General features: G+C 65.1%; 11 protein-coding genes. All 11 read left to right on the top strand.

What is annotated here, in order from left to right; genetic code table 11:
* The first annotated feature begins 43 nt into the window (after positions 1 to 43).
* The 11 genes from ACQHI0_RS17495 (at position 44) to ACQHI0_RS17445 (ending at position 12,951) form a co-directional block, all read left to right on the top strand.
* On the top strand, positions 44 to 475 hold the full coding sequence (locus ACQHI0_RS17495) for a type II toxin-antitoxin system Rv0910 family toxin (protein WP_427908989.1): 432 nt from the start codon (positions 44 to 46) through the stop codon (positions 473 to 475).
* 30 nt (positions 476 to 505) lie between these two features.
* Positions 506 to 1,384 carry an SDR family oxidoreductase gene (locus ACQHI0_RS17490; protein WP_427908988.1) on the top strand — a complete coding sequence of 293 codons (879 nt, stop codon included), beginning with the start codon at positions 506 to 508 and terminating at the stop codon, positions 1,382 to 1,384.
* On the top strand, positions 1,384 to 2,253 hold the full coding sequence (locus ACQHI0_RS17485; RefSeq protein WP_427908987.1) for an alpha/beta fold hydrolase: 870 nt from the start codon (positions 1,384 to 1,386) through the stop codon (positions 2,251 to 2,253). The genes ACQHI0_RS17490 and ACQHI0_RS17485 overlap by 1 nt, the downstream gene beginning before the upstream one ends.
* Positions 2,254 to 2,273: 20 nt before the next feature.
* Entirely contained in the window at positions 2,274 to 3,398 is a 1,125-nt protein-coding gene (locus ACQHI0_RS17480; RefSeq protein WP_427909195.1) for an acyl-CoA dehydrogenase family protein, read from the top strand.
* A 35-nt stretch (positions 3,399 to 3,433) separates the two neighbouring features.
* Positions 3,434 to 4,567 carry a CaiB/BaiF CoA transferase family protein gene (locus tag ACQHI0_RS17475; RefSeq protein ID WP_427908986.1) on the top strand — a complete coding sequence of 378 codons (1,134 nt, stop codon included), beginning with the start codon at positions 3,434 to 3,436 and terminating at the stop codon, positions 4,565 to 4,567.
* A gap of 93 nt (positions 4,568 to 4,660) precedes the next feature.
* Entirely contained in the window at positions 4,661 to 6,310 is a 1,650-nt protein-coding gene (locus ACQHI0_RS17470; RefSeq protein ID WP_427908985.1) for an acyl-CoA synthetase, read from the top strand.
* A 10-nt stretch (positions 6,311 to 6,320) separates the two neighbouring features.
* Positions 6,321 to 7,865, top strand: a complete 1,545-nt coding sequence (locus ACQHI0_RS17465) for an aldehyde dehydrogenase family protein (protein ID WP_427908984.1) — start codon at positions 6,321 to 6,323, stop codon at positions 7,863 to 7,865.
* Between the two features lie 61 nt (positions 7,866 to 7,926).
* The gene (locus tag ACQHI0_RS17460; RefSeq protein WP_427908983.1) at positions 7,927 to 9,279 is read left to right on the top strand and encodes a hypothetical protein; all 1,353 of its coding nucleotides are present in this window, start codon (positions 7,927 to 7,929) and stop codon (positions 9,277 to 9,279) included.
* A 122-nt stretch (positions 9,280 to 9,401) separates the two neighbouring features.
* A complete protein-coding gene (gene prpD / locus ACQHI0_RS17455) occupies positions 9,402 to 10,904 on the top strand; it encodes a 2-methylcitrate dehydratase PrpD (RefSeq protein ID WP_427908982.1) in 1,503 nt (500 codons plus the stop codon).
* The gene (gene prpB / locus ACQHI0_RS17450) at positions 10,904 to 11,821 is read left to right on the top strand and encodes a methylisocitrate lyase (protein ID WP_427908981.1); all 918 of its coding nucleotides are present in this window, start codon (positions 10,904 to 10,906) and stop codon (positions 11,819 to 11,821) included. Before prpD ends, prpB begins: the two co-directional genes overlap by 1 nt.
* Positions 11,818 to 12,951 carry a bifunctional 2-methylcitrate synthase/citrate synthase gene (locus tag ACQHI0_RS17445; protein WP_427908980.1) on the top strand — a complete coding sequence of 378 codons (1,134 nt, stop codon included), beginning with the start codon at positions 11,818 to 11,820 and terminating at the stop codon, positions 12,949 to 12,951. The genes prpB and ACQHI0_RS17445 overlap by 4 nt, the downstream gene beginning before the upstream one ends.
* Positions 12,952 to 13,108 lie beyond the last annotated feature (157 nt).

Below are 13,108 nucleotides of genomic sequence, written 5' to 3'. Positions count from 1 at the left end.
AGACCACTCTCCAGCAACGCTATTCGAGTAAAGGAAAAGACACATGGCACAGGCATCGGCGTCGAAGGAAATCGCGGTTTCGCAGGACAAGGTGTGGGCGATCATCGCCGACCCCAGCCGCAACGCGGAATGGAACACCATGCACGACAAGTGGAAGTCCCAGCCGCCGACCTCGGTCGCGCAGGGCGACAAGATGAGTGAAGTCCTCTCGATCATGGGAATGCCGAACACCATCGAGTGGGATGTCACCAACTACGACGCGCCCAACACCTTCACGATCTCCGGCGTCGGCATGGCCAACGCCAAGGTCAGTTTCACGATGTCCGTCGAGGCAGCGGGGGCCGGGTCGGTCGCCAAGATCGAGGCCGAGTTCATCAGCCAGATGATGGTCGGCGCGATCGGCAAGGCCATCGAGCGCACCGCGTTCAAGGAACTGGAGGCTTCGCTCGAGAAGCTGTCCGATCTGCTCGCCTGACCATTACCTCACTCACGCAAGGGAATTCACATGGGTTCAACGGAGAATCGCGTCGCCATCGTCACCGGTGCAGGTCGTGGCATCGGGCGTGAACACGCACTGCTGCTGGCCGCGCAGGGCGTGAGCGTCGTCGTCAACGACCTCGGCGGCAGCAACGACGGCAGCGGCACCGACGCCGGTCCGGCGCAGCAGGTGGTCGAGGAGATTATCGCCGCCGGCGGCAAGGCCGTGGCCAACACCGACAGTGTCGCTGACTGGGATGGTGCGCAGAGTCTCGTCGACCAGGCCATCTCGGAGTTCGGCGGCCTCGACATCGTCGTGAACAACGCGGGCATCCTGCGCGACGCGTTCATCGCCGGCATCGAGAAGTCGCAGTGGGACTCTGTGCTCGGAGTGCATCTCCACGGCCACTTCAACCTGATGCGTCATGCCGCGGTGTACTGGAAAGCGCAGTCCAAGGCGGGAACCCCGCGCAACGCCTCGGTGATCAACACCGCCTCCGCGTCGGGCACCTTCTCGGTACTTCCCGGCCAGGTCAACTACGCCGCCGCCAAGGCCGCTATCGCGGCGATGACGCTCGTTGCCGCCGAGGAACTGTCCCGATATGGGGTGCGCGTCAACGCGATCGCCCCGGTGGCCCGCACTCGGCTCACCCTCGCCACCCCGGGGATGAGCGCGATCTTCGCGGCCGAGGTGCCCGAAGGCGAGTTCGATGCCTTCAGCCCGGCGAACATCGCTCCTATCGTCGCCTACTTGGCCAGTGAGAAGTGCCCGCTGAACGGCAAGGTGCTCGCCGTGCAGGGCGGCGCGGTCTCGCTGCTGGAAGGCTGGACCTTCCAGGAGACCGTCGAGGTCGACGGACCGTGGGTGCTCGACGAACTTCCCGCGCAGTTCGATCGCTGGTCGTAATGAGCACGTCGTTCAGTGTGGAGCGACGCGCCAGTTACGCCGGGTACGAGACGCGTGAACTGGTAGTGGCCGGCAACGGCCCCACCATTCTGTTGGTGCACGGTTTCGCGCACGCCTCGGAGGCCTGGCGTCACACCATGGATCACCTGCGCGCGGCCGGGCGGGCGGCGGTCGCCGTCGACCTGCCCGGCTTCGGTCGCGCCGATCCGTTGCGGCCGGGAGCGTTGGTGCCGCAGCTGGATATGTTCCTCACCGAGGCAATTCGGCAGCATGCGGGGCCCGAAGGCGTTGTGCTGATGGGCAACTCGCTCGGCGCTGCCCTGGCCTTACGGGCGAGCCGAAGCAGCGACCTTCCGGTTGCGGGGGTCGTCGCACTCGATACCGCGGGGATCGCCTGGAAGCCACTCGTCTCGATCGGGCTCGGCCCTATCATCGCGGTCAATCATCTTTCTGCCGCCCTCGGCTTTTCCGCCAGACTTCATCGAGCCCTTGTCGCCAGGATCGGCCCGCGCTTGCTGTACGGCCGCAAGTCGGCGGTCGACCCCGAGACGGTGGCAGAACTTGTCGCGGTCGCCACCGACCCCGCCGAAACCCATCGGCTGTTGAGCTTGGGCGCCCGGCTCAAGGCCGAGCTCGACGAGAACGATGACCATGGCGGCGTGCGGGTGCCGATGGTCGTCGTGCAGGGTGCTCGCGACCTTCTGGTTCCGGTCTCCGCCGGCCGGATCCTGCAGGCGGCCAACGCCGGTAGTCGTCTGGTCGTGTTGCCGCACGCGGGACATTGTCCCCAGCTCGATGCCACCGCCGTAATCGCCCAGCTCGCACGCGAATTGGCGGGCATCTCTACCGAAACAAGGGATATCTCGTGACTACGCACCGATCCAGTTGGATGAACAAAGACCTCGATCAGGTCGCCGAACTGGCCCGCAATTTCTTCACCAAATACTGTGCCCCGCACGAAGAACGGTGGGGCAAGCAGCAACATGTCGACCGCGAGGTCTGGCACCGAGCCGGTGAACTCGGTCTGTTGTGCGCCAGCATCCCCGAGGAATACGGCGGCGGCGGTGGCGATTTCGCCCATGAGGCGATCATCGCGATCGAACAGGTTCGGGCGCTCGCGCCGAGTTTCGGTGGGGTGCTGCACAGCGGCATCATCGCGCACTACATCAATGCCTACGGCACCGAGGAACAAAAGCTCGCGTGGTTGCCGAAGATGGCCAGCGGCGAGCTGGTGGCGGCTATCGCCATGACCGAGCCGGGTACCGGTTCGGACCTGCAGAACATCAAGACCCGTGCGGTCAAAGACGGCGACGACTACGTCATCAACGGCGCCAAGACCTTCATCTCGAACGGATTCCTGTGCGACCTCGTCATCGTGGTTGCCAAAACCGCCGATGACGGTGGAATCGGCGATGTCTCGCTGATCGGCGTGGAAACCGCTGACCTGCCGGGGTTCTCGCGCGGCCGGAACCTGGAGAAGGTCGGCCAGCACGGCCAGGACACCTGCGAACTGAACTTCGTGGACGTCCGCGTGCCCCAAAGCAATGTCGTCGGCGGTGTCGAGGGGCAAGGCTTCATCCAGCTCATGCAGCAACTGCCTCAGGAGCGGCTCATTCTGGCCGTCTCGGCGGCGGCGACCGTCGAGAAGGCGGTACAGGTCACCGTCGAGTACGCCAAGGAGCGCACGGCATTCAACAAGCCGATCTTCAGCTTCCAGAACACCAAATTCGTGCTCGCCGAATGCGACACGCTCGCCTCGGTGTGCTGGACGTATCTGGACGACTGTATCGAGAAGCATCTGCGCAGTGAGCTCGACATCACCACCGCGGCCAAGGCGAAGTGGTGGCTCACCGAGCAGCAGTGCATTGTCGTCGACCGCTGCGTTCAGGTCTTCGGCGGCTACGGCTACATGGTCGAGTATCCGATCGCCCGCATGTACGCCGACTCGCGTATCCAGAAGATCTACGGCGGCACCAGCGAGATCATGAAGGAACTCATCGCGCGAAGCCTGTAGTGCCACAACCCGTTTCGATAGAGAGTGAACAGACGATGGGTCCATTGACCGGAGTCAAGGTAGTCGAAATAGCAAGTCTCGCACCGGCCCCGTTCGGCTGCATGATTCTGGCCGATATGGGCGCGGAGGTGCTGCGGGTGGACCGGGCGAGCGGTCAGGCCGGCGTCGTCGCGCCTGCCGGTCCGCTCGATCGTGGTCGCCGCAGTATCGCGGTGAACCTCAAGGATCCCGCCGGCGTCGCGGTCGTCCATGAGCTCATCGCCAACGCGGATGTGTTCGTCGAAGGGTTCCGTCCCGGCGTCGCCGAGCGACTCGGGATCGGGCCGGACAAGCTGCTCGAACTCAACCCGAAACTGGTGTACGGCCGGATGACGGGGTGGGGTCAGGACGGACCGCTCGCGCCCCGCGCAGGCCACGACATCAACTACATCGCCGTTGCCGGTGCGCTCGAGCCGATCGGTCGCGCCGGAGAACGTCCGCACGCACCGCTGAACCTGCTCGGTGACTTCGCCGGCGGCGGCCTGTTCCTCGCACTGGGTGTGCTCGCGGCCCTCTACGAACGAGAGCGGTCGGGCAAGGGCCAGGTCATCGACGCGGCGATGGTCGATGGTGCGAACACCCTGATGTCGTTCCTGCACGGCATGCGCGCGGGCGGCATGTGGCCGAACCCGCGCGGCGAGAACATGCTCGACGGCGCGGCCCCCTTCTACGACACCTACGAAACCGCCGACGGCAAGTTCATGGCTGTCGGCTGTGTCGAGCCGCAGTTCTACGCCGAGCTCCTGGACAAGCTCGAGATCGACGCCTCGGGTCTGCCGTTCCAGATCGATCCGGCCGGGTTCGATCAGCTGAAAAAGCTCATCGGCGATGCCTTCCGGACCAAGACTCGCGCGCACTGGGCTGATCTTTTCGCCGACTCCGATGCCTGTGTGTCCCCGGTTCTTTCACCGTGGGAAGCCCACGAGCACCCACACAACCGGGCCCGTGACGCCTTCGTCGAGGTCGGCGGCGTCGTCCAGCCGGCCCCCGCCCCGCGATTCAGCCGTACCGCGAGCGCGCACCCGGTGCCGATGGATGCCGACGGGCGCGACCTGCTCAACACCCTCGCGGCCTGGGGGATCACCGCAACCGACGCTGCCGGGCTGGTCCAGTCCGGGACCGTCGTCTGAGCCGGTCGAGGCAAACGCCATGCCGCTGTACGAGTTCGAGGGCAAGGGCTGCCTCCAGTGGGACGGCGGCGCCGCGGTGAAAGGACCAATGAAATGCTCGACGTAATTCCTGAGTCTCTGGATCGGCTGCGCGCCGTCGCCGATCTCGCGCGTGGCGTCAATGTCTTGCGCAAGCGCGGGTTGATGAATCCCTTGCGTCCGGACCAGCTGGTGCGGTTGTCGCGGCGTGCGGACCGGTTCGGGCCGTTCGCGGCCACCGTCATGCACGGCGCGGATCTGCATGCGGGAGCGCCCGCGATCGTCGACGAGCGTGGCACTCTCAGCTTCGGTGACATCGACCGGCAATCGAACGCACTGGCCCGTGGACTGGCGACCACCGGAATCGCACCCGGTGACGTCGTCGCGGTGCTGAGCCGTGACCACCGGGGAATGGTGCTCGCCATGCTGGCCCTCGGCAAGCTCGGCGCGCGGATGGTGTTGATGAACACCGGATTCGCGAAACCACAGTTCGCCGATGTCGCTGCCCGCGAACGCGTCAGCGCCGTGTTGCACGACAGTGAATTCACCGGTGTGCTCGACGCTGTTCCCGGCGACATCCCCCGCGTGCTCACGTGGGTCGATGACGCCGACGACGTCGCGCCGAATGCGGTGACCATCGACGACCTGCTGGCCGGACGGGCGAGCGATCCCGTGCCGGCCCCGGCCAAGCCCGGCGGAATGGTGATCCTGACCAGCGGAACCACCGGGACGCCGAAGGGCGCACCCCGAGATACCGCCTCCCCGTTGGTATCCGCGCAATTCCTGGACCGGGTGCCGCTACCACGTGACAACACCATCGTGATGGCCGCTCCCATTTTCCATGGCACCGGCTTGTCGCAGTTCCTGTTGGGTCTGGGGCTCGGTAACAAGATCGTCTTCCAGCAGCGCAAGTTCAACGCTGAGCAGACGTTGCGCAATGTCGCCGAACATCGGGCGGCGACGCTGGTCGTCGTTCCGACCATGCTGCAGCGGATCCTCGACGTCGGCCCCGAGATTCTCGCCGCATACGACACCTCGAGTCTGCGAGTGATCTTCTGTGCGGGCTCATCGGTGTCGCCCGACCTCAGCAGACGCGCGGCGGAAATCTTCGGCGAGGTCCTGTACAACCTGTACGGATCCACCGAAGTCGCGGTGGCGGCCGTCGCGACACCGGCCGACATGCGCACGGCGCCGGGCACTGTCGGCAAGCCCCCTGTCGGCTGCCGGGTCGCGGTCTACGACGCCGACCGCAACCTGATCACCGAACCGGGAGTGGTCGGCACCATCTTCGTCTCCAGCGGCCTGAGCTTCGCGGGGTACACCGACGGCGCCAACAAGGAGATCGTCGACGGCAAACTCTCCAGTGGCGACGTCGGCCACTTCGACAGCAACGGACTGCTTTTCGTCGATGGCCGCGACGACGACATGATCGTCTCCGGCGGCGAGAACGTCTTCCCGCTCGAAGTGGAAAACCTGCTCGTCCAGCGCCCGGACGTGCACGACGCGGCGGTGGTCGGCGTCGAGGACCAGGATTTCGGAAAACGGTTGCGCGCCTTCATTGTTCCCGGACCGGATTCGCGCCGTGATCCCCAAGAGATCAGAGACTTCGTCAAGGCGAACCTCGCTCGGCACAAAGTGCCACGCGATGTCGTCTTCATGGATGAGCTGCCCCGTAACGCCACCGGCAAGCTGCTGCGCAACAAACTCACCGCGATCCAATTCTGAGGAGTCACAGATGACATCCGTGGACCCCACGGTGAATCGCGCCGACATCGAGGTGCGTAATCCTGCCGACGGGCGCGTCGTCGGTACGGTGCCCAACGACTCACCCGACATCGTCGCCGCCAAGGTGCGAGCGCTGCGAGCAGCCCAACCCGAATGGGAAGCTCTCGGCCCGAAAGGCCGAAAGGTCTGGATGCTGCGGTATCAGGATTGGCTGATCGACAACGCCGGCCGGATCGCCGATGTGGTCCAAGCGGAGACCTCGAAGCCCAGGATGGATGCGTCGATCGAGGGCCCCGCCGCCGCTGACATCTTCGGCTTCTATGCCCGCCGGGCCGAGCGGTTTATGGCCGATCGGCACCCGACCCCGCACAGCCCGGCGGTCTTCCCGAAACGGCTGGCCGTGGTGTATCGGCCGTATCCGGTGGTCGGGGTCATCACGCCGTGGAACTTCCCTTTCGGCATGCCTGCTCTCGATATTCCGCCCGCCCTCGCGGCGGGTGCCGCGGTACTGCTCAAACCGTCGGAAGTGACGCCGCTGTCCGGAGTACTTCTGGTGCAGGGCTGGAAAGAGATCGGCGCGCCACCGGTCCTGGAGGTGACGACCGGTGCCGGGGGCACCGGGGCGGCCGTAGTCGACAGCGTCGATTACGTCCAGTTCACCGGCTCCACGCACACGGGCCGGATCATCGCCCAGCGAGCGGGTGAGCTGCTGAAACCGTGCAGTCTGGAGCTCGGGGGCAAGGATGCCGCGATCGTACTGGCCGATGCCGACCTCGACCGGGCGGCCCACGGCATCGCTTGGGGTGGCATGTTCAATTCCGGCCAGGTGTGCATTTCGGTGGAGCGCGTCTACGTCGAGGCGCCGGTGTACGACGATTTCCTCGCCAAGCTGACCAGGAATGTCGAGGAACTTCGTCAGGGCCAGGACGGTGACAGCTTCCGGTTCGACGTCGGTGCGCTGGCGACTCCCGCCCAGCTCGCTGTCGTGAAGCGCCACGTCGACGAGGCTGTCGCCGCAGGCGCCACGGTAGTCACCGGAGGCCGTCCGACCGGGGTCGGGAACTTCTTCGCGCCTACCGTTCTCGTCGATGTCGACCATTCGATGTCGTGTATCCGGGAAGAGACCTTCGGACCTACCCTTCCGGTCATCAAGGTCGCTGACGAGGCAGAGGCGATCCGTCTGGCCAACGATTCCGAGTTCGGACTCTCAGCCACCGTGTGGTCGGGCAACAAGACTCGCGCCGCCCGCGTCGCGCGCCAGCTCGAGGTGGGCGCGGTCAACATCAACGACGCATTCTCCAATTTGTTCAACTTCACGCTGCCCATGGGCGGCTGGAAAACATCCGGAATCGGCACACGATTCGGCGGTGCGGCCGCCGTGCACAAGTACTGCAGATCGCAAGCGATCACGACACCTCGGATACCCACGACACAGAAGGAACTGCTGTGGTACCCGTACTCGCGGCGAAAGGCACTGTTCACGCTCGGAATCCTGCGCTCGGTCACCAGCCGAGGTCTCCGGAAGTTCGGCGTCAGCCCGCGGGGACGGCAATGACACGCGTTGTCGCGGTCTGTCCTGCGTTTCGCCGTCGTCGCCGCTGTGGGGCAGCTTTGTCATGACGACTATCGCCGCAGGCGGGCTCATCGACTGGGAGATGAGCGCGCATTCGAGGTTTCTCTTCGACCTCGTGAGCTTTTCGGTTTTCAGTGCGATCGCCGGCTGGCTCACCAACTGGACCGGTGTTCTGATGCTGTTCTGGCCGGTCCACTTCCGCGGAATCCGAATACCCGGCCTCGACGTCCTGTATCCGTACTTCCCGCGCCGGGTGCAGGTGCTGCCGGTCTTCTCCGGCGACGGAAGGCGATTCGGATTCCAGGGCTTCACCCCGGCCCGAGCGGAGAAGATGGCCAGTATCTGTGTCGACAAGGCACTCATGCGGATCGGCAGCCCGCGTGACTTCATCGACGAACTCGACCTGGACGGCATCGCCGACTACATCGCCGAGCTCGTACGCGCACAGGTTGGGCCACTTGTCGACGACGTGGTGGCGCGGGAGAACGAGGTCTTGTGGCGCACAGTGCCGAGGCCGGTGAAGCAGATTGTCTACCAGCAGGTGGACCGAGAGCTCCCGGCCTTGTGTCGCCGAGCCTTCGATACCTTGGGCGGCAGCGTCGACCAACTGATCGACGTCAAGAGCTTCGTGATCCGCTACCTGCAGGAAAATCCGTACATACTCAAGGATCTCACCACGACTGTCGCGGCCCCGGAGTTGCGGTTCATGGTCCGGATCGGTTTGCTCGGCGCGCCCTTCGGTCTGCTATTAGCTCTGTACCTGCAAGTGCACCACAGCATTCCGGTGCTCGGCGGGATTCCCGGCTGGCTGGTCATCGTGGTCGCCGCGGCGATGATCGGCGTCGCCGTCAATGTCATCGCGGTCAAGATGGTGTTCGAACCCGGTGATCCGCAGCCGCGGTACAAGTACCTGTGGCGGCAGGCGCTGCTGGCCAAACGGCAGCCGCAGGCGGCAAAGGATCTCGCCCAGGTCTTGGCCTACCAGGTGCTGACGCTGCCGAATCTGTCGAAGGAGCTGCTCGACGGTCCCAATGGGGACAAGACCCGCCGACTCATCGAGCACGTCATCTCCGCCGAGATCCACCACCAGCTCGGCCCCACCCGATCGATGGTGCGCATGGCGTTCGGCGAAAGCCGTTTCGACAGTCTCGAGGTCGGCGCGGTCGACGCCGCGGTGGGCTTGGCGCCGAGCCTGGTCGAGGACAGGGAGTTCGCGCAGGAACAAGCGACGAAGATCAACGAATTCGCCGCTCGCAAATTGCAGTTGCTGACCCCGGGCGAATTCATGGAAATGTTCTACGCCTCGGTCGAGCAGGACGCCTGGCTGTTGTATCTGCACGGCGCGCTGCTCGGCTTGGTGGTAGGCGCGACCCATGTGGCGTTGTTCGGCGGGTGAGCCAGCTCCTGACCGTCGAAACACTGTGAAGCTCAACACAATCAGCGATGTCACAACATATGACCGCTGTGCATACCGCCGATCGGCGCTCGTGCCGTCGCATTCCCGTTGGAGGACCAGAATTGAAGACCTATCCAGTACGCACTCATCGTTCCGCCGAGCACTTCCCCAAGGGGGAGCACCTAGCCTGGCGGATAGCTGAGGTCGCCACCGATCCGGTCGGCGTGCCCGCGGAAACAGCCGAGATGATCATCAATCGGATCATCGACAATGCCGCCGTCGCGGCCGCCTCGCTGACCCGGCGCCCGGTGTCCAACGCCCGAGCTCAGGCCCAGGCGCACCCGTACGGTCCCGGATCGACGGTATTCGGCATCGATAGGACGTTTTCGCCGGAGTGGGCGGCATGGGCGAACGGCGTAGCTGTGCGTGAACTCGACTTCCACGACACGTTCCTCGCGGCGGAGTACTCCCATCCCGGCGACAACATTCCGCCGATCCTGGCCGTCGCGCAGCATGCGGGCCGCAGCGGCGCGGATCTGATCCGGGGCCTGGCCACCGGATACGAGATCCAGATCGACCTGGTGCGTTCGATCTGCCTGCACGAACACAAGATCGACCACGTCGCCCACCTCGGGCCCTCGGCCGCGGCAGGCATCGGCACCCTGCTGGGACTGGACACCGACACCGTCTTCCAGGCCATCGGTCAGGCGTTGCACACCACCACCGCGACCCGCCAGTCACGCAAGGGCGAGATCTCCAGCTGGAAGGCCTACGCTCCCGCGTTCGCCGGGAAGATGGCCGTCGAGGCCGTCGATCGCGCGATGCGCGGTGAGGGCGCGCCGTCGCCGATCTGGGAGGGCGAGGACGGAGTCATCGCGTGGCTGCTCGGCGGGCCGGAAGCCGAGTACAACGTTGCGTTGCCGGGACCCGGAGAAGCCAAGCGCGCGATCCTCGACTCGTATACCAAGGAACACTCGGCCGAGTATCAGAGCCAGGCGCCGATCGATCTGGCTCGCCGGATGCGTGAGCGGGTCGGCGACCTCGAGCAGATCGAATCCATTGTGCTGCATACCAGTCACCACACGCACGTCGTCATCGGTACCGGCTCGGGCGACCCGCAGAAATTCGACCCCACCGCCTCCCGTGAGACGTTGGACCATTCGGTGATGTACATCTTCGCCGTCGCCCTGCAGGACGGAACCTGGCATCACGAGCGGTCCTACGCGCCCGAGCGGGCGCAGCGCCCGGAAACCGTCGCGCTGTGGAACAAGATCTCCACCGCCGAGGACCCGGAGTGGACACGCCGCTATCACTCACCCGACCCCACCGAGAAGGCGTTCGGCGCCCGCGCCGAGATCAGGTTGCGCAACGGCGACGTGATCGTCGACGAGCTGGCGGTGGCCGACGCGCACCCGCTCGGCGCCCGGCCCTTCGCCCGCGATCAGTACATCGAGAAGTTCTGCACCCTCGCCGAGGGCGTCATCGACCCGGCCGAACAGGACCGATTCCTCGACGCCGTCCAGCGCACCGCCGACCTGAAGTCCGGTGAACTCGGCCAGCTCACGTTCACCGTTCCCGAGGACGTGCTCGCCCGCGCGCCCAAACTCGCGAAGGGACTGTTCTGATGACCGGACTCATCGCCGCCGCCACCGCCGCGACCGACAAACGCATCGCGTTCCGCTCGGGCCTGGTCTCCGGAACCATCCAACGGCTGCCCGGCGCCTTCAATCCCCTGGTGGCCAAGCTGATCCAGGAGATCGGCTTCGAAGGCGTCTACGTCTCCGGCGCCGTCGTCTCCGCGGACCTCGCACTGCCCGACATCGGTCTGACCACCCTGACCGAAGTTGCCGGTCGCGGGCAGCAGATCGCCCGGGTCACCGACCTGCCGACCCTGATAGATGCCGACACCGGGTTCGGTGAGCCGATGAGCGCCGCCCGCACGATCACCGTCCTCGAGGACGCGGGCATCGCGGGCTGTCACCTCGAAGACCAGGTCAACCCGAAGCGGTGTGGGCACCTCGACGGCAAAGCCGTCGTGCCGACCGACGAGATGGTCCGGCGGCTGCGGGCAGCGGTGTCAGCGCGCCGGGACCCGAACTTCGTCATCTGTGCCCGCACCGATGCCGCGGGCATCGACGGCATCGACGCCGCGATCGACCGGGCCAAGGCCTACGCCGACGCGGGGGCCGATCTGATCTTCACCGAGGCGCTCGCGGACGAGTCCGAATTCGAGAAGTTCCGCGCTGCCGTGGATATCCCGCTGCTGGCGAACATGACCGAGTTCGGCAAGTCCGAGCTGCTCTCCGCGGCGCAGCTACAAGATCTCGGTTACAACGCGGTCATCTACCCGGTCACCACGCTGCGGCTGGCCATGTTCGCCGCCGAACACGGACTTCGCGAAATAGCCGCAACGGGAACGCAATCCGGACTGCTCGACCAGATGCAACACCGCAGCCGCCTATACGAACTGCTCGAGTACCAGCGCTACAACGAATTCGATTCCGGCATCTTCAATTTCACCGTCGAGGGAGGTCGGCGATGACCGGCACCATATCGCCCACAATCTGCAAAGGTTTGGCCGGTGTCGTTGTCGACACGACGGCGATCTCCAAGGTGGTGCCCGAGACAAACTCGCTGACCTACCGAGGCTATCCGGTGCAGGACTTGGCCGCGCACTGCAGCTTCGAGCAGGTCGCCTACCTGTTGTGGCACGGTGAGCTGCCGACGGATTCTCAGCTCTCGCTGTTCCTCGAGCGTGAGCGCGCGTTCCGGCGCGCCGATCGGTCAATGCTCTCGCTGCTGTCCAAGATGCCCGAGAACTGCCATCCGATGGATGTCGTGCGTACCGCGATCAGCTATCTGGGAGCTGAAGATCCCACCGAGGATGACAATTCGGCCCAGGAGAACCTGGAGAAGGCGCTGCGGATGACCGCGGTGCTCCCCACGATCGTCGCGGCCGACTTCCGGCGGCGCCGTGCGCTCGACCCGATTGCGCCACGTACCGACCTGGGGTTCGCGGAGAACTTCCTGAACATGTGTTTCGGTGCGGTGCCGGATCCGGCGATCGTCAAGGCGTTCGAGGTTTCGCTGATCCTGTACGCCGAGCACAGTTTCAACGCCTCCACGTTCGCCGCGCGCGTGGTGACCTCCACACAGTCCGACATCTACAGTGCGGTCACCGCGGCGATCGGCGCGCTCAAGGGGTCACTGCACGGTGGTGCCAACGAGGCCGTCATGCACGACATGCTCGCGATCGACGATCCCGCCCGTGCCGAGGACTGGCTGGTGGCCAAGCTCGCCGCCAAGGACAAGGTGATGGGGTTCGGCCACCGTGTCTACAAGAACGGTGATTCGCGTGTGCCGACCATGAAGTCGGCGTTTCACGATGTCGCAGAACACACGGGCGGAGAAAAGTGGGTGCGCATGTACGACGCACTCGAGAAGACGATGGTGAACGCGACCGGCATCAAGCCGAACCTCGACTTCCCGACCGGCCCCGCCTACTACCTGATGGGTTTCGACGTCGAGATGTTCACCCCGATCTTCGTGATGAGCCGCATTACCGGCTGGTCGGCCCATATCATCGAGCAGGGCGCGTCCAACGCGCTCATCCGCCCGTTGAGCGAATACTCCGGGGTACCGCAACGCGCGGTACTTCCGAAACTGACGTAAGGACGTCAGCGGACCCGAATGGCAGTGCGCATCACAACGTGAACGGCGATTTCGAGCTCGAATCGCAGGCCGGCAGTTCGCTGAGCCGGTCGTGCGCGGGTGAAGATACGAATCACCGGAGCCGAAGTGCAATTCGATGCTGTGGTCGCTGGGAATT

The sequence above is a fragment of the Nocardia sp. FBN12 genome (genome assembly GCF_050320175.1).
In the GTDB taxonomy this organism is placed as follows: domain Bacteria; phylum Actinomycetota; class Actinomycetes; order Mycobacteriales; family Mycobacteriaceae; genus Nocardia.
The sequence above is the reverse complement of the archived record's forward strand: the minus strand, read 5'-3'. Positions and strand labels throughout refer to the sequence as shown.